Raw genomic sequence first — 19835 nt, forward strand, 5'->3', positions numbered from 1 at the left:
GAGCGCCAGATCGACAACTAGGGAAAGGTCGCGACACCCATGAAGGGTTTCAAGGACTTCGTCATGCGGGGCAACCTCGTGGAGCTTGCCGTCGCCTTCATCATCGCGGGGGCCTTCGGCACCGTGGTCAAGACCTTCACCGACCTGCTGATGGGGATCATCGGCAAGGCCGGCGGAAAGCCGGACTTCAGCGCCTACAAGCCGGGGGGCCTGCCCGTCGGCATCTTCCTGACGGCACTGGTGTCGTTCCTCATCCTCGCCTTCATCGTCTACTTCTTCGTCGTGAAGCCGTACGAGGTGGCCAAGGCCCGCTACGCCAAGGTCGAGGAGGACGCCGCTCCGGACGAGAACATCGTCCTGCTGCGGGAGATCCGCGACTCGCTGCGCGGCCGCGCCTGACCGACTCAGCCGTGGTCCGAGGTGAACCCGCCGGTGTCCGCCGGCGGGTTCACCCTCGAGTGGGTGGGGCAGAGGTCAGTCGGAGTGCTCAGTCGGAGCCCCAGTGCGGGGGCCGTTGCTCGCGCAGCCAACGGTCGTGGGCCGACTCGTCGTGGCCCTCACCCCAGCCGAGGTCGGTGTCGTCCTTGGTCTGCTGGGTCGGGACGTCCTGGGTCGGGACGTCCAGGGTCGGGGCGTCCGGCTGGGTCGAGGTCGCCGGGGCGATGACCCGCTTGGCCTTGCGACCCCGCGCGCGACGCTGGCGGGCTCCCTCGTCGGAAGTCGGGACGAACTCGTCGGCCGACGGCTCGGACGGCTCCTCCCCCTCCTCGGTGGCGACGTCGTCGAACAGCGACGGCGCGGACGCCACGGACCCCGGCTTCGGCCCGGTCGCCTTCGGAGCACCCTGCTCGGGAGCCGTCGCACCTGAGGCAGCCGGTCCCTGGGCCGGCTCCGCCTCAGTCGGCTCCGAGCTGGTCGGCTCCGCCGCGACCGGCACCGCAGCCGCGCGGACCGCCACGGCCTGCTGCACGGCGGCGTGCACCCGGGCGACGTCGCGCGCCGGGTCGCGGAACAGATCGGTGGACCAGACCCGGACATGCATCCAGCCGAGCCGGCCGAGCTGTTCGCCACGCAGCCGGTCGCGGTCGCGGCTGCTGCGCATCGCGGCATAGGCCGGGCCGTCGGTCTCGACCGCGACGAGCACGTTGCCGTGGTGGTCGGGGTCCTCGACGGCGAGGTCGATCGGCTGGCCGGCCGACCCGTACGCCTCGTGCACGACCAGACCGCTGTCGCGCAGTCGTCGGGCGAACTCCGCCCGCAACGGGTCGGCATCGCGGGCCTCCCCCGCGCCGCGGGCGGTGGCGGCGCCGGGGGCGGTGGTCGAGGCGGGAGTGTTGGTGGCGCTGGCGGTCTCGGTGGGCGCGACCGGGAAGGTGCCGTCCGCGGCATACGCCAGGAAGTCACGGAGCATGATCGCGCCGCGCGCCTTGAGGCGTGCGGGGTCGAGGTCACCGGCGAGCAGCGACGAGACCACCGTCATCCGCCGGCGGGCGCGGGTGATGGCGACGTTGAGGCGACGTTCGCCGCCCTCGAGATTGAGCGGCCCGAACCGGTGCAGCACCCGACCGTGCGGGGTCTTGCCGTAGCCGACCGACAGGATGATGGCGTCGCGCTCGTCACCCTGGACGCGTTCGAGGTTCTTGACGAAGAAGCGCTCGGGCCGGTCCTCGTCGAAGAAGTCGCCCACCCCTGCGGCGGCAGCGGTGGCGAGCGCCCGGCGGAGCGCATCGTCGAGCCGGGTCGCGTGCTTGATGCCGAGCGCGATGACCCCGAGCGACTCGTGGGGCCGGGTGCGCGCATGGTCGAGGACGAGCTCGACCACCCGGGCGACCTCGGCCTCGGTCGACTCGATGGCCTCCTCGCCGGGCGTCACCACGCCGGAGCCCTCGACCGACTCAAGGCGCACGACCGCGTCGGTGCCGGTGCCGGGAAAGGTGACGAGCGAGCCGTCGTACATCTCCTGGTTGGCGAAGGCGACGAGGCGCTCGTCGAGCGAGCGGTAGTGCCACGACAGGCGGCGGGTCGGCAGGGCGGCGGTGAGCACGTCGAGCACCGACTCGAACCCCTCGGTCAGGGCGTCTGACTCGGGGGCGGCGTCCTCGTCGACCGCCGCGGTGAAGAAGCTGGTCGGCGGGAGCTGTCGCTCGTCACCGGCCACGACGACCTGGTGGGCGCGCGAGATGGCCGACACGGCCTGCGCCGGCGGGATCTGCGAGGCCTCGTCGAAGATCACGACGTCGAACCAACGGCCGGGCGGCAGCACCGAGGCGACCACCAACGGCGACATCGCCCAGGCCGGCTTGGCGGCCGTGAGGGTCTCGGCGGCCTTGGGCAGCAGGTCGCGCAGCGGACGGTGGCGGCGCGACTTGCCGGCCTCCGCGCGCACCAGCGCCTCCTGGTCGGGGTGGTCGGCCAGCACCTCGCGGAGCCGGCGCCCGGCGCCGGCGCGCACCCGGTCGGCGCTGACGCGCAGGTGGGCGTGGTCGGCGGCGACGTACTCGCGGGCGACGCGTTGCAGCTGGGCCCCGTCGTGCGCGCCGTAGCGCGGGTCGCGCACGGTGAGGTCCTCGGACAGCGAGGTCCACCAGACGAAGTCGAGCTCGGCGGCGACGTCGTCCGGCTCGACGCCACGGCGGGCGAGGTCGTCGAGCAGGGCGCCCATGCCCACCTCGCGCAGCGCGTCGAGGGCGCCGAGGACCTGCGGCACCACGGTGAGGCGGTCGGGTCGGGCGTCGAGCTCGGCCATCCGCTCGCGCAGCTCACCGAGCGTGGCCCCGAACAGGTCGCCGCCGCCGTGGGTGGTGGCCAGTCGCTCGCCCAGCCAGGCGAGGTCGGCCGAGAGTGCTTCGTATGCCGCGCGCGCCCGGTCGAGGTCGACCGGGATCTCGGGGCGGCCGCCCGCGCCGGCCATCTGCTGCCAGGCGGTCCGCTGGGTCTGCGCGTCGAGGAGGGCGGCGTGCAGGTCGGCCGGCGGCGGTCCGGGACGCAGCAGCGAGCGGGCCTGCCGGCGCAGCCGCCAGCGTGAGTACCAGCCGAGCGACACGCCGTCGGCCTCGCGCTGGGCCCTGGTGCCGGTCGCGGCCACGAGCTCGCCGAGCGGGATGTCGAAGATCTCCGGGCGGAAGACCTCGAGGGTGTCGCGGACCCGGCCGACCGAGTCGAGGACGTCGCCCCAGTCACCGATGCGCTCGGCCTGCGGCAGGCTGACGTCGGAGAACACCTCGTGCATGGTCTGCTCGACGTCCTGGAGGCCGCCCTGGCTGAGCCGGCTGGTGATGTCACGGGCCCGCACGGCCTCTTCGGAGGTGGCGATCCGGGCTCCGAACCACGGGTCGGTGCCCTCCTGCGTCGACCACGCACCCAGGCTCGCGGCCTCGGTCAGCTGGCGCCCGAGCTCCTCGACGCGCTGGCGGTCGAGGCCGGCGAGCTGCTCGCCCCGCACGCGGACGCGCGACGTGGGCGGGTGCGCGAGGCTGCCGAGCCTGGAGATCGCCTCCTGGGCCTGGTGGGCCGAGACGCCCCAGGGCTGGCGCACCTCGTGCAGGGCGGCCGCGTGCTGCACCAGGGTGGCCCGGCGGTCGACGAGGGCCTGCTCGATCTCGGTGGTGTCGGGGTCCTGCACCTGGCTGCCGCGCTCGAGGGCGGCGCCGAACTGCTGGGCCAGCCGGCGCCGGTTGCTCGCGCCGTCGTAGGCGTCGAGGACGAGGTCGCCGAGCCCCACGCCGTCGAGCCGCGACAGCACCGCGTCGATGGCGGCCCGCTTCTCCGCGACGAAGAGCACCCGCTTGCCCTCGCCGGCCAGGCTGGCGATCAGGTTGGCGATGGTCTGGGACTTGCCGGTGCCGGGTGGGCCCTTGATGACGAGGTGGGCGCCGGAGCGCACCGCGTCGATCGCGGCCTGCTGCGTGGAGTCGGCGTCGAGGATGAGCAGCTCGTGGGCCGGGTCGGAGTCGGCCGGCGAGTCGGGCACCGACGTCCGGACCGCCCGCAGCGCTCCGGGGTCGCCGGCGAGGGCAGCGATGACGTCGTGGTCGGCCAGCGAATCCCCTTGTGCCGCAAGGTCGGCCACCATCGGGAGCTTGGCGTAGGAGAAGGTGCCGACGACGAGCCGTGGCATGACGCCGAAGTCGGGGACGGACGCACACAGCCGGGCCAGCTCGGCATAGACGGGATGCGGGTCGAACGCGCCACTGGCGTTGGCCAGCTCCTCGAGGGCAGCGGTGTCGAGGTCGAGACCCTGCTCGGAGCGCAGGTAGTGCTCGAGCACGGGGTTGAGCTCCACGTCGTTGCCGAGGTCGAGGTCGAAGTCCTCGCGGGCGGCGCCGGTGGGCTTGAGGACGCAGGACCGCAGCAGCACCGGGGCGGCCGGCGCTCGCGACGCCCCACGGACGGTCCAGCTCGCCATCCCGATCGCGATGAACCCAGCCGCGATGCCGCGCTCCTCGGAGAGCTCGAGGGTCTTGGCGCGGATGACCCTGGCCCGGCGGCGGGCCTCGTCGAGGGCTGCCGGCTCGCGGACCAGGTCGGACAGCCGGGTCGGGCGACCCGCGAGCAGCATGGCCAGGCCGCCGGGGTGGGCGGTGGTGAGGTCGAGGGTGCCGCTGGGCAGGTCGCGGTACCAGAGGAGGGTGTTGCGGCCACCGAGGTCGACGAGGTGGCGTTGCCAGGCCTTGACCGCGTCGGCCACCCGCGCACCGCGCGGGTCGGCGTCGGGAGCGTCCGGCGCCGACGGGTCGGGCGCCGTCGGGTCGGGGGTGCCTGCGTCAGGGGTGCCTGCGTCAGGGGTGCTTGCGTCGGGGGTCGCCGTCGGCACTGGGGGGGTCTGGTCGGTCGGCGGGGTCACCCAAGCAGGCTAACCAACCTGGTCGCCCTCCCGGTCCGGCAACACGGCCTCGGGCAGCACGGGGTCGGGTGTGACCGAGGCGTGGCCCGCGACGTGGTCGGTGTCGGTGGTCGTGTCCGTGGTCGTGTCGGTGGCGGTGTCGGTGGTGGGGTCGACCCGGATCAGCAGCGACGCCAGGGCGACGATCGCGGCGAGGACGGCCGAGCAGGCGCCCAGCACGGAGTAGCCGAGCTGGCCGACGACGACGCCTGCGAGCGCTCCCCCACCTCCGGCCGCGAGGCCCATGACCAGGTCGGCAGCGCCCTGCGCCCCGGCCCGCTCGGCCAGCGGCACCGACTTCACGACCAGCGTCGAGCCGCTGACCAGCGTGAACGACCAGCCGAGCCCCAGCAGGAACAGGCCCAACGCAAGCCCCGCCGACCACCCGATCGGCGCCTGCGCGGCCAGCACGCCGGCGACCACGAGGATCATCGCGCCGGCCAGGCCGCAGGACCGCCCGCCCCACCGGTCGACCGCGAGGCCGGTCAGCGGCGAGAAGGCGAACATGCCCAGGATGTGGAGGCTGATGACCAGGCCGATGACCCTCAGGCTCGCGCCGCCGTGGTGCATGTGCAGCGGGGTCATCACCATGACGCTGACCATCACCGTGTGGCCCAGCGCCATCGTCACGAGGCCGAGGAGCGCCCCCGGGTGCGCCAGCAGGGTGCGGCAACCGCGCACGACCGACCCGTGCTGGCGCTCGAGGGGCTCGGTCGCGACGGCCGCCGCGCGGGCCCGCGCGAGCAGGAGGGGGTCGGGCCGCAGCCTCAGGAACAGCACGACCGCTCCGAGGACGAGCCCGAGCAGCGAGAACACGAAGGGGCCGGTGAGCGGCGGGATGCCCAGCCAGTCGGCGACGGGCTCCCCCGGTCCGGCGAGGTTGGGCCCGAAGACCGCGCCGATCGTCGTGGCCCACACCACGGTCGAGAGGTCGCGCCCGCGGTGCGCTTCCTCGGCGAGGTCGGCCGCGGCATACCTGGCCTGGCTGTTGGCGGCGTTGGAGCCGCCGAAGAGCGCGGCCCCGGCCAGCAGCAGCGGGAAGTTGCGGATCGCGCCCGCGATGATCATGGTCAGCGCGCCGGTGATGCCGAGGGCGTAGCCGAGCAGCAGGCCCTGGCGGCGGCCGCGCGCGGCCATCACGTGGGCCATCGGGATCGCGATGAGTGCGCCACCCAGCACCTGGAAGGTGCCGCCGAGCCCGGCGAGGTCGGCCGAGCCACCGACGTCCTCGGCGAGCAGCGCCCCCACCCCGGCCCCCGCCGAGACTCCCACGCCGACGAGCACCTGGGTGACGATCAGGGTCGAGACCGTCCGCCGCTGCACCGTCCGGTAGTGGTGCGGCGCGGAGGTGTGGTCGGCGGACATCGGGCCAGTATGCCGCGCGGCCCAGACAGGGGAACCGGCCCGGCCCGCAGGATGCGGACCGGGCCGGGGGACCCGCTGGCTGGGACCTGCCAGCCCGCCGGCGGGTGGCTCAGCCAGCCCCGGTGACCGTCGTGGAGACAGCCGGGGTGGTGGAGGTGGCGGTCAGGGTGATCGTGCTGCTGCCGTTGGCCAGCGGGATGGAGAAGGTGCCGGAGGTCGCGCTGCCGGTGGCGATCGACACGGACTTCGTCTGACCGTTGCTGGCGTTGACCGCGATCGCGATGGCGACGCCGGAGTTGACCAGCGGGTTGCCCCACTTGTCCACCAGGGTGAACCGTCCAGTCCAGGTCCTGCTGTTGCCCGTGTCCACGGCGGAGGTCTGGCTGCAGCTGTGGGTGGCTGCGTTGAGGTCGGCGGCGTCGCTGCAGCTGACCGTGACCGCACCGGCGGAGTTGCCCGGGTTGGTGAGGAGGACCGTCCACGGTGCGGCGGCGGTGACGCCCACGGTGAGCGACGAGGTGGTGCCGGTCAGGGCGCCCGCGGTCGCGGTGATCGTGGTGGTCTCGGCACGGTAGAGCGTCACTGAGGCGACGCCCACGCCGTTGGCGAAGGTCATGGTGGCGGGGTAGACCGGGGCCTTGCCCGAGGTGGAGGTGCCGGGCCCGCTGAACGTGACGGCCTGGCTGCCGCTGTAGGTGGTGTCGGTCGCCCCCGAGCAGTTGGTGGCCGTGACGGTCACGGTGAACGCCGCGCCCACCGTGGGCGTCGAGGTCGAGGCCGCCACCGTGTAGCGAGGCGTGACCGGGCACGTCGTGGTGCCGGTCTTGGCGGTCGAGGTCGCGCGCCACGCCCCGAGCGCCGCGACCACCGTGTAGGAGTAGGTGGTCGCACCGGTCAGGCCGGTGTCGGTGCAGCTGTAGGTGCCGGTGGCCGGCAGCGCGCAGCCGAGCGTCGTGGCGTCCCGCTTGAGCGTGTAGGTCGTGCCCGGCACCTGGCTGGCCCCGGTCGGCAGCGTGCCGCTCACCACGAGCGAGCTCGCAGTGGCCGAGCCGACCGTGGTCGGAGCCGCGGGGGTGGCGAGCGCGCGGGCGGTGGCGCCGGCGCTCGCGCTGCCCGAGGTGGACCAGAACGCGAGGGCGGGGGTGGCTCCGAGGGCAGCGACCAGACCGAGGGCGCCGGCGGTCAGGGCGACGCGACGCGCTCCCCGCGAGGTGGCGGCGTGGGAGGACAGGCGCAGGCGGCTCACGCGGTCTTCCCCGTCGCGCGCAGCGGGATGGTGAAGGTGGCGCCCTGGCAGTCGGAGGTCGACGACGTCGACATGGCCACCGCGTCGGTCAGCGTGACCGGGCTGCTGCCGCCGGCAGGGACGGACACCGAGACGGTGGCGGGGAGGGTGACGGTGACCCCCGAGCTCGTGCAGCCCGCGCTCGCCGTGACGGCGCCGGTGAGGCTGATGGCGGTGACCGTGACCGGGCGCGGGTTGGGGTTGCTCACCGTGACGGTGAGGGTGGCCGTGCCCCCCGGGTAGAGGGTGGTGCTGACGGCGGCGACGGCCCCGAGCGCCGTGGTGGACCCGGCCGCCGCGGTGCCGGTGCCGGCCCCGGTCTGGGACCACGCGGCATACGCGATGCCGCCGGCCATGAGGAGGGCGAGGGTGCCGGTGCCTGCGGCGACGACTCGGCGCGTCCAGCGCTGCTGGGTGATCACGAGCTGCCGTTGCCCTGGCCCTGGGTGGCGAGGCCACCGAAGGCGAGCGGGAAGGCGACGTTCTTGCAGGCGTCCTGCGACGTGGCGGTGTTGAGCATCATGACCGTCAGCGGGATGGTGATCGAGGAGTTGCGCGGCACGACGTAGGTGACGGCGCCGGGCCTGCTCGCCTCGTAGGCGCTGACCACGAGGTTGGTGGAGCCGGAGCAGAACGGGTTCGCGTCCTTGGGGGTCGCGGTGAGCTCGAGGATCCGGTAGGCCACCTGGTCGGGGTTGGTCACCTTCACCGCGAGGGTCCGCATCTGACCGGGGCGCAGCTCGTCGACCGAGCCGACCGCGGCGAACGGCGCGTGGCCCGGGGCGTTCGCGGCGACGGTGCTGCCGTTGCCCTGCACGAGCTTCAGCGCCCCCTCCTGGGGAGCGACGGCCTCGTCGCGGGTCAGCCAGACCCCACAGCCGCCCATCAGGGCGAGCAGCACGACGACGCCGATCACGACCGCGAGGTTGCGGCGCTGGCGTGGTGTGGTGGCCATGGGTCATCTCCCGGATCGGTCATGCGGTGGTACGTGGCAGGTGGTGCATGTCGTGCGGGTCGTGCGGTCGTGCCTTGCCTTGCCTTGCCTTGCCTTGCCTTGCCTTGCCTTGCCTTGCCTTGCCTTGCCTTGCCTTGCCTTGCCTTGCCTTGCGGCTGGGCCGTGCTGCTCGCTGCCTGCCTGCCGCCCGGTGGTGTCGGGGGGAGGGTGACACCACCGGGCGGGGATCAGGCTGGCGCAGTCACTCAGTTGCTGGTGAAGACCAGGGGAACGGTGACGCCCTTGCAGCTGTCCTGGTTGGTGCCCAGGTTCTTGAGCTGGATGGTCGCGCCGCTCCAGGTGTCGCCGGTGACGATCTGACGGGCGGTGGCGGTCGGCTGGGTGACGGTGAAGTCGTCGGCGGTGCACGGGAGGGTGGTGCCGACGGTCCAGGCCGGGTCGACCGCGACGGTGACCTGCTGGACGAAGACCGGGCCGACGTTCGGGTTGGTGAAGGTGCCCGAGATCGCGGTGGGGGTGGCGCCCGGGTAGAGACCGGAGACGGCGGTGGAGCTGATGGTGATCGGGCTGGTGTTGCCCGTGCCGGCCGTGCCGGAACCCGAACCGGTGGTGGTCCAGTAGCCGAAGGCGACGCCGCCCACGATGAGGGTGAGGGCCGCGCCCGTGGCGACGGCGGCTGCGCGCTTGCGGTTGAACTTCATCTGAGGGTTCCTCTTTCGTGACTGTGTGGCCGGCCTGATGCCGTGGCCGCTGGTGGGGATGCCCAAATACTTGCCGTCGTCACGAGTCCGCCACATCAACCGTCAAGTCACCCAAGAAGGTCATTAGTAGGGCAAGAAACCCCCCGATGGGTTCTAGGTTTGGTAAAGAACCTGCGCACTACACGTTGAATGGTGTAGGACTTCCGTCTGATTTGAGCCGATAACGGATGATCTTCGCTCGAGGTCGGCCAACCGCTGTCCGGGCGGCCGTCGTCTCCCTCCGGACACGACGAAGCCCGCTCGCCGGGACGGCGAACGGGCTTCGGGGGTGCCCCGGTGGGGGCCGACGGACGGACTAGCTGAGGTCTGGCAGCGGCATGTAGGCCGTGTTGATGCAGCCGGCGGGCTTGCCCACCTTGACCAGGCCGGTGCGGTCGCCGGAGTAGAAGAACTGCGGCGAGGTGGTGCGCAGGCTGGGGTACATCTGCTGATGGGTGTCGTCCACGTGCTGCAGGCCCATGGCGTGGCCGAGCTCGTGGGACAGCAGGTTCTGGCGACGCAGGCCGGTGCCCGTGCCGCTCTTGAGCTGGGTCAGCATCTGCGGGGTGTCGATGACGACGAACCCGCGCTGCGCGGCGACGGTGTAGGTGGTCTTGCCGCTGACCGTGCGAGACACCCAGCCGTAGTAGAGGCCGCCTTGCCCGAGGGTGGAGCCGGACAGCGCGTAGTTGGTCTTCGACGGCGACGTGAAGGCCACGACGAGCTCGGCCGTCTGCTTGGGCATCGACCCGACCCGGGGGACCTCGGTCGTGCTGCCCTTGTAGACGAAGCGGAAGCCGGTGCTGTTCTGCACCTGCACCAGGGCCTTCTGCGTGTCGGCCAGCACGGAGGCTCGCTGGGCGCTCGGCACGGCCCCCAGGTTCACCTTGTAGGTGATGCCGGTCTGGCAGCCGTTCCACCGCACGAGCTGCTTGGTCCCGTTGGGGAGGCTGGCGTAGGTGAGCTTGTAGGTCGCAACGGCGCCGTCGGCGACCATCGGCGCGGCGGCCATCGAGGCGACCGTCAGGGCGACGGGCACCAGGGTGGCGCCGACGACGGCGAAGGGCTTGGGCATTGCGGGTTCCTCTGGCTCGGGGGCGGCCGGGGTTCGAACCTGGAGGGTATGCCGCGTCTGGTCACCTTCGTCACGGGTTTGGTGCGTCACTCGTCCCTTCGGGTGATCCTTGCCTGCCCGAGGGGGCCTGTGGCCGTATGCCTCCAGTTGTGCCGTGTTCTGCTGTGCACCATGGGCGGCCCGGCTCGGATCCTCCTTACGCGCCGAGGGGAGCCGGCGGCATACCCCCCAGCACGGCCATCGGCTCCCGGGCGCACTGCCCGGGAGCCGACCGGTCGGGGCTGGTTCAGCCGACTGCGGTCACCACGAAACTGACGTAGCGGTTCTCGTTGCCGTCGGCGCTGTGCACGTCGAGCACCACACTGCCGTCGCCCGTGAGGGGCCCGCAGAGGTTCTGGTCGATGACCATCTCACCGCCGGGGACCAGGGCCTGGACCTGCGGGATCGGGCACCCGTTGCCGACGCCCGACCCGGTGGGGAAGGTCCCGGCCGGGATGACGATCCGCCACGAGCCTGCGCCCGTGTCGGTCACGGCGAAGTTCGCGGTGCCCGACCAGATCGCGAGGGTGTCGCCCTTGAACTCGCCGGCGAAGGTCTTCGGGGCGTCCTTGCCGGCAGGTCCCTGGGGACCGGTCGGTCCGGCGGGGCCGGTCGCCCCCTGCGGACCTGCGGGACCCTGCGGTCCGGTCGCGCCCTGCGGACCCTGTGGTCCCTGGGGACCGACAGGACCCTGCGGTCCGGCCGGGCCCTGGGGCCCGACGGGGCCGGTCTGGTTCCAGGACAGGGTCTTCTCGTGGGTGCGGCACTTGGTGCCCTCGGCGACGACCCGGACGTTGCCGTTCGTCGTGTTGTAACAGGCGTGGATGGTGCCGTCGGCACCCGGGATGAGGCCCGCGGCATAGGCCGTGCCCCCAGACACTCCGAGGCCGACGACGGCGGCGACAGCGACGATGGTGGTGCGCTTGGAAATCCGCATGGTGATCTCTCTCCGTGGCATGACATGAGGAATGGCAGGAGTGAGAAGGAGCCCGGAGGATCCACCCCCGACAACAGCCCCGCTCAGAAGGGGATCGGGTCCGGCGTCCCGTCCGATCCGTCGACGGTCACCAGCATGATCCGGTGCCTGCGACTGCGTGGCTCATTTGTCGTTTCTTGACGTTCGCGGTCGTTGAGGCGCCCGAGATAGGCGGATGATGTGGTTTGTCGGCCAGATCGGGCCACTGCGGCGGTCACCTGGTGCTGGCGTGCGGTGGGCAGCGGGTCACGCCGGGAGCTTGCGAGGGACCGCCGCGGCGCACCGGGCGGCATCGAGCACCTGGCCGGCCTTCGCGAACAGGTCCGCTGCCTCGGCGAACAGGCTCGCGGCCCCGTCGGTGTCGCCGAGTGCGGTGGCCCGGTGGGCCTTCGCCTCGAGCACCGCAGCCGGCCACGCCGTCCCCTCCCACCTGGCGGCCGAGAGCTCGGCGGCAGCCAGGTGGCGCTCGGCCGCGTCGAGGTCGCCGGCGTCCGCGCAGGCGATGGCGGCAGGGACCTCGAAGGTCACGGCGCAGAAGGGGCAGAAGTCGGAGTCCCCCATGCTGGCCTCGGCCCGCTCGACCACGATCCGGGCCGCGATGGGGTCTGGGGCAGCGACCACCATCGACCCGTGGATCCGTTGCAGCAGGTGCCTGCCGATCACCGACCACCTGGCCAGGGGCAAGGCCTGGTCGAGGAGCCTGGTGGCCTCGGCGCGGTCGCCCTGGGCGAGGTGGACCTCGGCCAGGCGCTGGAGGGCGTGTGACTCCCCGGCCGGCGCGTCGGCGTCGCGGTGGAGGTCGACCGCCTCCCGCAGCTCGCGTTCGGCGAGCTCGAGGTCGCCCATCAGCAGAGCCGCTTCCCCGATCAGCGCCGTGGCGAAGGCGACTCCGCGCAGGGCGCCGAACTCCTGCGACCGCCGGCGCAGCCCGCTGGCCAGCTCGATGACCTCCGCGTAGGGGATGCCGCCGTAGAGGAGGTACTCCGCGACGCACAGGTGGGCGTCGAAGAGCGCAGTCGTGAGACCGGCGTTGGAGAGCGTGCGCCGGAGCTCGATGCGAAAGCGCTCGAACCACTCGCCACGCTGGTGGGCGATCATGCCCTGCAACGCGATCAGGTCGACATAGCGCCACGGGTCCTTGACCGTGAGGAGCGACTCGCGGGCACCCACCGCCAGGTCCCACGCGGCGTCGATGTCGCCGGAGAAGTAGGCCAGGTTGCCACGGGCGAGCAGGATCGGTCCGTCTGCGTCGTCGTCGAGCAGCTCGAGCCCGGCCAGCGCAGCGCGTGCCGTGTCGAAGTCGCTCGCGAAGCAGGCCGCGCGCGCCAGCCGGGCCCGCACGAGCCGGTGCTCCACCCCCGTCGTCAGGGGCACCGCGGCGCGATAGCTCGCCATCGAGGCGGGGTCGCCCAGGGCTGTGAGCAGGTCACCGCGTCGTGCCATCAGGTGGCCGAGCGTCTCGCCGGTCGCGGACTCGCGGACCCCTTCGACGAGGTTGAGCGCATCGCGGTAGGCGCCCAGGGCGCCGGCTGTCTCGACGGCGGGCAGCACGTAGGGGATCGCCTGGCGCGGCTGGCCGGCAGAGAGGTACTGGTGCGCGATCCGCGCGGGTGGGGCGCCGAGCCTGGCCAGCTCGCGGGCGACCTCGACTCGGGCCGCGCTCTGGGCTGCCGGGGCCATGGAGTCCAGCACGGCCTCGCGCACCAAGGGGTGGCGGAACTGATACCCGGTCTCGGACCACTCGACCACCAAGCCGGCCTGGGCGGTCTCGAGGTGTCGGTAGGCCTCGGCCTCGCTCACTCCCGCCACCGCCAGGAACTCGTCCGTGGTGAAGGACAACCCCAGCAGGGCGGCCCGCTGCAGCGCGCGGAGGGTGTCAGGCGGGACGCTGGAGATCGTCGCCGGCTCCCTCCCGGTCGCCGCAGCCGCGCCGAGCTCGAGGGCGGTGAAGGGCAGACCGCCACTGACGGCCCAGATGTGGTGCTGGCTGGCCTCGTCGAGGCCGGGGAAGCGATCTGCGAGCAGGCGCAGGGTGGCCGACTCGGTGAGGGGCGCGACCTCGATGCGCAAACCTATGCCCCGCGCGACCAGGCTGGTGTGGACCTCCTCCAGCGCCGCGTTGTGGGCGGTGCGGTGCGCCAGCACCAGCAGCACCTGGTCGGCAGCGGCGCAGCGCGCGAGGTAGTGGAGCAGTCGCAGCGACGCCTCGTCCGCCTCGTGGATGTCGTCTATGACGAGAAGCAGGCCACGACCCGCGGCGCCGAGCCGCAACAGCTCCGCCGCTGCGACGAAGAGCCGCTGGTGGGCGCTCTCCCCCGACCAGCTCACCTGGCGCTCGGACAGCGCGCGGTCCAGCTCCTCGCGGTAGCGGTCGTCGAGCCCGTCCAGCAGGCCCGGGTGCCTGCGGCACAGGTCGCCGAGCGCCTCGAGCACGGGGGCATAGGGCCACGGCCCCTCGACCGCAGACGCCGTGCCACGACCGGTGCGCCAGCCTGCTCGCGCGGCCAGCGTCTCCGCGAGGTCGAGCACGCTGGACTTGCCGACTCCCGGTGGGCCGGTGACCAGGACGGCTCCCCCACGCCCCAGCTGGGCCGTGGTCAGTCGCTCGCGAAGGGTGTCGCCCACCGCGCGCCGTCCGACCAGTCGACGCTGCTCGCCCCGCGCGGCCCGGGCAGGGAGGACCTCGGCGACCGGCGGGGAGGTCGCGGTGGCGGTCTGCGACGCCATCAGCTCGGTGCGCAGCGCCTCAGCCTCGGCGCCCGGGCTGGTGCCCAGCTCGCGACGCAGGGTGAGCTCGAGCCGCTCCAGCTGACGCAACGCCGCCCTGACGTCACCCCGGTCGGCATGGGCGCGGGTCAGCGCGAGGTTGGCCTCCTCGTCTGCAGGGTCCGCCGCCACCAGCTCGTCCCAGCGCCCGGTCCGGCGCAGGAGCTCACGATGCAGCTGCTCCAGCGACTCCCGGTGAGCCTCGGCCCACGGCTCGTAGAGGTCGTCGGGGAGCAGGACCCCGGCATACCGGTCGAGGGCTGTGGCGGCCTGGGCGGCGGATCCGTCTGCGAGGGCTGCCTCGGCGGCAGCGCGGAACTCGACGGCGTCGACGGTGACGTCACACCCCGGCAGGAGCTCCACGAAGTCGTGGCGCAGCACCACGCCCTGCCCGGGGGCGCCCGTCAGTGCCCGCCGCGCGTAGTGCGCCGCCTGGTGCAACCGAGGACCGGCGAGGTCGGCCGACAGGTCCGGCCAGAGGAGGTCGATCAGCTGCTCCCGGTGCAGCCGACGTCCCTTGGCCAGGGCGAGCACCTTGACGAGCGCACTGGCGTTGCGGCGGCTCCACTGCTGGTCGGTGACCACGGAGCTGCCGACCGATACCGAGAAGCCTCCGAGGAGGCTGATGCGCGCATCCATGGCCGGTGCCGATCTGTGCCGTCTTCCGGAAAGGGTCTTCAACGCTAGCGACCGGCGCTGGGCATGTCAGCCGAGACAAGCCCATCCATAACCGTCGCAACCGGACGAAGGGGGCGCGGGGGCAGCGTCTGGAGGAGGCTGACCTCGTCGCTCATCGCGGAGCTGACCTCGCGCAGCAGCTGGTGGATCTCGGTGGCCTCCCACTCGTAGGCGGCGATGCGGTCGCTCACCTCGAACAGCTGTGAGGACAGGGCGTCCCGCTTGGCCTGGTAGGCGGCGAGCGCGATCGCCTCCGGCCGCTGCCCAGCCCACGCAGCGAGCAGTGCGTCGGCGAGGAGCTCGGCGTCCCGCAGGGCGTCGGTCATGCCATGCGTCGTGATGGGGTCGCGGAAGTAGCCCGCGTCACCGACCAGGGCCCACCCGGCACCGTGCGAGCGACGGATGTGCCCTCGTTGTCCGGACCAGCCGCGCAGCCCGCCCACCCTGGTCGCCGACTCGAGCCGGTGACGCAGGCGTGGCGCAGCGAGGCCGAACAGCTCGGCGAAGGCCGCGTCGGTGCCGGTGCCGGTGCCTGTGCCTGTGCCTGTGCCTGTGCCGGTGTCGACGCGGGTGGCGTGGCCAGTGCCCGCGCCGGCTCGCCGCGCCAGCCGGAGCCGCTCCGGTGTGGTGCCGACGAAGACGCAGGTCTGCCCGTCGTTCGTGGGGATGAGCCCCGCGGCGGTCGCGGAGCCGTAGGCCCACTCGTACCCCTCGGTCGGGAAGCCCTCGAAGTAGCCGTAGAGCACGGCGCCGCCCGCGGCCGACGTCCGCTCCACGGGCGCGTGCACCGCAGAGGCGACGGTGGACCTGATCCCGTCCGCACCGATCGTGGTCCGCGCGTATGCCGTGAACGTGCGGTTGGCCGCGTCGACCCCGCGCACCCCCGTGACGCGCCCACCGACGTCGGTGAGCAGGTCGGTCACGGAGACTCCGTGCCGCACCTCGACCCCGGCGTCCACGGCGGCGTCGACGAGGATCCGGTCGAGGACCTTCCGACGCGGTGCGTACAGCGCGGGCACGCCCTGGCTGGCTCGGATGGAGATGCGGACGGGGCTGGAGCCCGGGTAGTGGAACAGGGTCCGCGTCACCGGCGGCGTCCCGGCAGCGGCGACCTGGTCGAGCAGGCCCCACCGCGACAGCTGCAACACCCCGGCCCGCATGAGGCCGTGGGTCGACAGCGTGTCGGAGCCGTAGGGGCTGCGCTCGAGGAGCAGCACCTTCGCCCCGGCCCTGGCCAGCAGCATCGCCGTCGACGCGCCGGCCACGCGGGCGCCGACGACGACGGCGTCGTAGGTGGTCATGACGCCCTCCCCTCGAGCCTGTCGTCGAGTCGCTCGTCGACCAGCTCGTCAGCCAGCTCGTCGACGGCTTCCCGGCGCTCTCGCGCCTCGGCCGCGCGTGCGGCGCCGACGAGGTCGGACACCACCATCGCGGCGTCGTGCCTCGCGCCGTCGACCATCCCCGAGTCGCGCCGGTGCTGGAACCGCTGGCCCACCACGTAGACCCCCGGAGCCTCGGTCCGGCCGCGGTGCTGGCGGATCGAGCCGTCGGCCGCAGTGATCGGCAGCGTGAGCCACGGGTGGCTCGGGCGGTACCCGGTCGCCAGCAGCACCGTCGTGATCCCCGCGCTCGCGAGGTCCAGGGAGGCTGGCGCGCCGTGCGCCGCCACGGCGCGCGGCCGCTCGGGTGCCCAGACCTCGCGCGTCAGCCCGCTCTGGTCGATGTGCCGGTCGACGGCGTCGAGGAACCGGTGCATCCGGTTGTCGGCACTGCCGAGCGAGTCGACCAGGTCGTCGGCGAAGCGGACCTCGTGGCCCTCGGCGCCGACGAGGTGACCGGCGAGCCGGACACCACGCGCCTGCAGCGTGCCGAGGTCGAGCTGCCCGGACTGGCTCTGGTGACGACGACGTCCGACCAGCTGCAACGACGGCTCGCGTCGCGCGGCCGCGGGGTCGCGCACCTCGTCGATCGTGCGGGCGGTGCGGCCGGTGCGCTCCAGCCACCAGTAGATGTCCATGCCGCGGTACTCGCGCGGCATCCGGTTGTGCCGCCCCACGGCCACCACGGCCTCACGACCGGCAGCAGCGAGCTCGTCGGCGATCTGCACGCCGGAGGCCGAGGCGCCCACGACCAGCACTCCGCCCTCGGCGAGCTGCCGGGGGTTGCGGTAGTCGGCCGAGGTGGTCAGGTGGACGTCAGGGTCGAGGCCCTGCACGGCAGCCGGGACGCGCGGCTGCCCGCCGGGTCCGGTCGCGACGACCACGTGCCGGGTCAGCCAGGTCGCGCAGTCGGTGACGACGCGGTAGCGGTCACCCACTGCGCTCACCTCCTCCACGCGCACAGCGGCCAGGACCGGCGCACTGAAGCTGGCGGCATACCTCTCGAGGTAGCGGACGAACTGGGAGGCGCTCATGAAGCCGTCGGCGTCGGGGCCGGCGTGGGCCCACCCGGGCAGGCGAGCCATCCAGTTGGGGGTGAGCAGGTGCAGGGAGTCCCAGCGGGCGGTGCGCCAGCTCTCGGCGACGCGACCGCGGTCGAGGACCACGTGGTCGCGACCTTCGAGGGTCAGCAACCGGCTGACGGCGAGGCCTGCGTGGCCGGCACCGATGACGACGGTGTCGATGGCGGGCATGGTGGTGCTCCTTCTGGTCGCGCCCCGTCCGGGATCGCCGGACGGGGGCGCGCCTGGGTCTCGCTCAGCCGGTCACGACTGAGACGGATACGGGTGTGGGGTTGGTGAGGGCGTCGTAGACGGCGGAGCGGCGGCGCGACTGCTCGACGATGCCGCGCAGGGTCTCGTCGTCGGCGTCGCCCTCGATGTGGAACGTGACGCGCAGGTCCTGGTAGCCGTTGCGGACCGAGCCGTCGGACAGGCCGAGGATGCCGAGCAGGTCGATGTCGCCCTCCACGGTCGAGCTGACCTTGGTGAGCGCCACTCCCCTGGCGGCAGCGATGTTGGCGATGCCGGCGGTGAGGCAGGCGGCAATGGCGTGCAGCAGGAACTCGACCGGCGTCGGCGCCTGGTCGGCGCCGGTGAGGACCACCGGGTGGTCGGCGTCGAGCACCGTCTCGTGGATGTGGGTGAGCTCCTGGCCGGCGCCGTAGAAGCCGTGGATGCGCGAGCGGCTGTGGGTGCCGGTCTGCCAGGTGTTCTCGGCGCGGAACTGGAACTTGGCGATCTCGTTCTGACCCTTGACCGCGTCGAGGGTGGCGAAAAGCGTTGCCACGTCGACGCCGTTGAGGGATGCAGGGGTTGCGTATGCCGTGTTGCTCATGGGTGGTGCTCTCCTCAGGAAGTGCCGGGTTGCCCGGCGGTGTGGTTGATGGAGAGGACCGTAGGAAGGGCACCTTTCGCGGACCTTGCGCGGCGCGTCGGCTGCTGTCGTCGCGGGGAAGGTCTGCGTCCGCACCGCATCGGGCGCGAAAGGTCTGCGGAAGGTCGCCACGGCACCTTCGTCGGCAGGCACCACGGAGACCGGCTCCTGGGCCTGACCAAGGAGATCGAGATGAGTGACCTGACGACGATGACGACGGCGGGGCACAAGGTGGCGACGATGGAGTCGCAACACCCTGTCCACGCGATCGCCTTCGACCTCGCCCTCGAGAAACGGCTCGCCCGTCGAGCCCGCTGGGAGCGCCTCCGAGGACGGCGGCGCACCGTCACAGCACGGCGCGAAGCGGCCCTCGGCTCTGGTTGCTGAGGACGAGGTGCGCGCCCGGAGCGGCGGGCGCGTCCCGGGGACCAACCCCGAGACGCGCCCGCCTTCCTGTGCCGTGCCCCGCGCCGGGGGGGTCGGGGCGGCGGCGGGGGGCGTCGGGGCCTCGGGGCGGCGGCGGGGGGCGTCGGGGCGGCGGCGAGGAGAGAGCCCTCGGGGCAGGGGCTACTGCGCGGCGTGGAGGGCGGCGGCTTGCTGGGTGATCCAGTCGGTGGCGGAGCGGGGGGTGATGCCGCGCTCGCGCAACGGGGCGTCGTCCCAGGTGATCTCGCACTCGTCCATGAGGACGCCGAGCCCGATGATGCTCGCCGTGGCGTCGCCACGACTGCTGAGCTGGAGGACCCTCGTCGCGAGCCGCGCCACCGGGAGGGGCGCGCGCATCACCTTGATCGACCGGCCCGTGGAGCGCTCGGCGACGGCCACGCACTCGTTGCGGCTGATGGCCTCCGGGCCGCCGAACACGATGAGCTCAGGCGGGTTCCGCTCGGTAGCGACCCCAGCCACCAGCGCCGCGACGTCGTCGGTGGCGACCCACCGGTGCTTCGTGTCGCCCTTGCCGAAGGTGGCGACCTTGCCGGCCTTGAGGTCGAAGCGTCCGACCGGTGCGAGGTGCACCTCCTGGAACGCGTCGGGCCGCGCGATCACCCGTCGCATCGGTGACCTCGCGAGCCGGCGCTCGACAGCCAGCTTGGCCCGCGCCATCGGCGTGCGCGGCCCGTCCCCGACACCCGCGTAGGAGACGTAGACGAACCGCTGCACCTTGCCGGCTTCGGCGGCGTCGACGAGGGCGGTCATCCCCTGCTCCTCGACCTCACGGATGGTGGGCACCTTGGCCCCGGCCAACCGGCGACTGATCACAGTCGCGCTGGCGACCACGATGTCCACCCCCGCGCAGGCAGCGCGCAGAGAGGCCGAGTCGGTCAGGTCGCCCTGGACGAGCTCGGCGCCAGCCGCGCGGAGGGCAGACCCGTCGGTGCCAGTTCGCACCAGGCAGCGCACCCGGTGCCCCGCGTCGAGGAGGCGGCCCACGACCCGGCCGCCAAGATCACCTGTGCCACCCACCACGAGGATCATCGCGGCCTCCCCTGTTCGCGGGCTGACCGCCCGTTGCTTCAGGATCAACCTGCGCAGCGACCACGGTCAACAGTGACCGGGAGTCCGCGCATCATGACCGGCGGACCAGCATCGTTGCGCTTGGGCTACCCTTCCTGTCGCAGGGCTACCACTGCTCGCGGTCCCGGTGACCGTGCCAGCGAGGGTTCCGGCCCTGCCCCGCCCTCGTAGCTCAGGGGATAGAGCACCGCTCTCCTAAAGCGGGTGTCGGCAGTTCGAATCTGCCCGAGGGCACCACCACGTTT

15 protein-coding genes and 1 tRNA gene are annotated in these 19835 nt (G+C 72.8%); 3 read left to right on the plus strand and 13 right to left on the minus strand.

Going from position 1 to position 19835, the window contains the following annotated elements:
- Positions 1–39: 39 nt before the first annotated feature.
- The gene (mscL, locus tag ABD262_RS10325) at positions 40–399 is read left to right on the plus strand and encodes a large conductance mechanosensitive channel protein MscL (protein ID WP_344135189.1); all 360 of its coding nucleotides are present in this window, start codon (positions 40–42) and stop codon (positions 397–399) included.
- An 88-nt stretch (positions 400–487) separates the two neighbouring features.
- Here the strand turns inward: mscL and ABD262_RS10330 are convergent, their stop codons facing one another.
- The 12 genes from ABD262_RS10330 to ABD262_RS10385 form a co-directional block, all read right to left on the minus strand.
- Positions 488–4843, minus strand: a complete 4356-nt coding sequence (locus ABD262_RS10330) for an AAA domain-containing protein (protein ID WP_344135192.1) — start codon at positions 4841–4843, stop codon at positions 488–490.
- A 9-nt stretch (positions 4844–4852) separates the two neighbouring features.
- Positions 4853–6247, minus strand: a complete 1395-nt coding sequence (locus ABD262_RS10335; RefSeq protein WP_344135195.1) for an MFS transporter — start codon at positions 6245–6247, stop codon at positions 4853–4855.
- A 109-nt stretch (positions 6248–6356) separates the two neighbouring features.
- Positions 6357–7493, minus strand: a complete 1137-nt coding sequence (locus tag ABD262_RS10340; protein ID WP_344135198.1) for a hypothetical protein — start codon at positions 7491–7493, stop codon at positions 6357–6359.
- Positions 7490–7954 carry a hypothetical protein gene (locus ABD262_RS10345; protein ID WP_344135201.1) on the minus strand — a complete coding sequence of 155 codons (465 nt, stop codon included), beginning with the start codon at positions 7952–7954 and terminating at the stop codon, positions 7490–7492. The genes ABD262_RS10340 and ABD262_RS10345 overlap by 4 nt, the downstream gene beginning before the upstream one ends.
- Positions 7951–8487, minus strand: coding sequence for a hypothetical protein (locus ABD262_RS10350; RefSeq protein WP_344135204.1), 537 nt, complete (start codon positions 8485–8487; stop codon positions 7951–7953). The genes ABD262_RS10345 and ABD262_RS10350 overlap by 4 nt, the downstream gene beginning before the upstream one ends.
- Positions 8488–8732: 245 nt before the next feature.
- Positions 8733–9188 (minus strand): hypothetical protein, encoded by a 456-nt coding sequence (locus tag ABD262_RS10355; protein ID WP_344135207.1) that lies wholly within the window; start codon positions 9186–9188, stop codon positions 8733–8735.
- 355 nt (positions 9189–9543) lie between these two features.
- Positions 9544–10302, minus strand: coding sequence for a matrixin family metalloprotease (locus ABD262_RS10360; RefSeq protein ID WP_344135210.1), 759 nt, complete (start codon positions 10300–10302; stop codon positions 9544–9546).
- Between the two features lie 286 nt (positions 10303–10588).
- Positions 10589–11278, minus strand: coding sequence for a collagen-like domain-containing protein (locus ABD262_RS10365; protein ID WP_344135213.1), 690 nt, complete (start codon positions 11276–11278; stop codon positions 10589–10591).
- A gap of 285 nt (positions 11279–11563) precedes the next feature.
- Complete coding sequence (locus ABD262_RS10370) at positions 11564–14722, minus strand: ATP-binding protein (RefSeq protein ID WP_344135216.1); 3159 nt, start codon at positions 14720–14722, stop codon at positions 11564–11566.
- 44 nt (positions 14723–14766) lie between these two features.
- On the minus strand, positions 14767–16062 hold the full coding sequence (locus ABD262_RS10375; RefSeq protein ID WP_344135219.1) for an NAD(P)/FAD-dependent oxidoreductase: 1296 nt from the start codon (positions 16060–16062) through the stop codon (positions 14767–14769).
- Entirely contained in the window at positions 16059–17393 is a 1335-nt protein-coding gene (locus ABD262_RS10380) for an NAD(P)-binding domain-containing protein (RefSeq protein ID WP_344135221.1), read from the minus strand. The genes ABD262_RS10375 and ABD262_RS10380 overlap by 4 nt, the downstream gene beginning before the upstream one ends.
- Positions 17394–17457: 64 nt before the next feature.
- Positions 17458–18036: an OsmC family protein gene (locus tag ABD262_RS10385; RefSeq protein ID WP_344135224.1), complete on the minus strand. Its 579-nt coding sequence runs from the start codon at positions 18034–18036 to the stop codon at positions 17458–17460.
- Between the two features lie 231 nt (positions 18037–18267).
- Here ABD262_RS10385 and ABD262_RS10390 point away from each other — a divergent pair, with 231 nt between their 5' ends.
- Complete coding sequence (locus ABD262_RS10390) at positions 18268–18462, plus strand: hypothetical protein (protein WP_344135227.1); 195 nt, start codon at positions 18268–18270, stop codon at positions 18460–18462.
- A 180-nt stretch (positions 18463–18642) separates the two neighbouring features.
- Here ABD262_RS10390 and ABD262_RS10395 read toward each other — a convergent pair whose 3' ends face one another.
- Positions 18643–19551: an SDR family oxidoreductase gene (locus tag ABD262_RS10395; RefSeq protein WP_344135230.1), complete on the minus strand. Its 909-nt coding sequence runs from the start codon at positions 19549–19551 to the stop codon at positions 18643–18645.
- A gap of 200 nt (positions 19552–19751) precedes the next feature.
- On the opposite strand from ABD262_RS10395, the gene ABD262_RS10400 reads away from it, so the two are divergent.
- Positions 19752–19827 (plus strand) — tRNA-Arg (locus tag ABD262_RS10400).
- Positions 19828–19835: the final 8 nt, after the last annotated feature.

It is taken from the genome of Pedococcus bigeumensis, assembly GCF_039531795.1.
Classification (GTDB): Bacteria; Actinomycetota; Actinomycetes; order Actinomycetales; family Dermatophilaceae; genus Pedococcus; species Pedococcus bigeumensis.

What these genes read in the sequence shown, in the direction of transcription:
- ABD262_RS10350 (WP_344135204.1), bottom strand. Translation starts at nt 8,487, where the DNA reads ATGGCCACCACACCACGCCAGCGCCGCAACCTCGCGGTCGTGATCGGC.
- ABD262_RS10380 (WP_344135221.1), bottom strand. Translation starts at nt 17,393, where the DNA reads ATGCCCGCCATCGACACCGTCGTCATCGGTGCCGGCCACGCAGGCCTC.
- mscL (WP_344135189.1), top strand. Translation starts at nt 40, where the DNA reads ATGAAGGGTTTCAAGGACTTCGTCATGCGGGGCAACCTCGTGGAGCTT.
- ABD262_RS10375 (WP_344135219.1), bottom strand. Translation starts at nt 16,062, where the DNA reads ATGACCACCTACGACGCCGTCGTCGTCGGCGCCCGCGTGGCCGGCGCG.
- ABD262_RS10390 (WP_344135227.1), top strand. Translation starts at nt 18,268, where the DNA reads ATGAGTGACCTGACGACGATGACGACGGCGGGGCACAAGGTGGCGACG.
- ABD262_RS10395 (WP_344135230.1), bottom strand. Translation starts at nt 19,551, where the DNA reads ATGATCCTCGTGGTGGGTGGCACAGGTGATCTTGGCGGCCGGGTCGTG.
- ABD262_RS10385 (WP_344135224.1), bottom strand. Translation starts at nt 18,036, where the DNA reads ATGAGCAACACGGCATACGCAACCCCTGCATCCCTCAACGGCGTCGAC.
- ABD262_RS10360 (WP_344135210.1), bottom strand. Translation starts at nt 10,302, where the DNA reads ATGCCCAAGCCCTTCGCCGTCGTCGGCGCCACCCTGGTGCCCGTCGCC.
- ABD262_RS10355 (WP_344135207.1), bottom strand. Translation starts at nt 9,188, where the DNA reads ATGAAGTTCAACCGCAAGCGCGCAGCCGCCGTCGCCACGGGCGCGGCC.
- ABD262_RS10335 (WP_344135195.1), bottom strand. Translation starts at nt 6,247, where the DNA reads ATGTCCGCCGACCACACCTCCGCGCCGCACCACTACCGGACGGTGCAG.
- ABD262_RS10365 (WP_344135213.1), bottom strand. Translation starts at nt 11,278, where the DNA reads ATGCGGATTTCCAAGCGCACCACCATCGTCGCTGTCGCCGCCGTCGTC.
- ABD262_RS10370 (WP_344135216.1), bottom strand. Translation starts at nt 14,722, where the DNA reads ATGGATGCGCGCATCAGCCTCCTCGGAGGCTTCTCGGTATCGGTCGGC.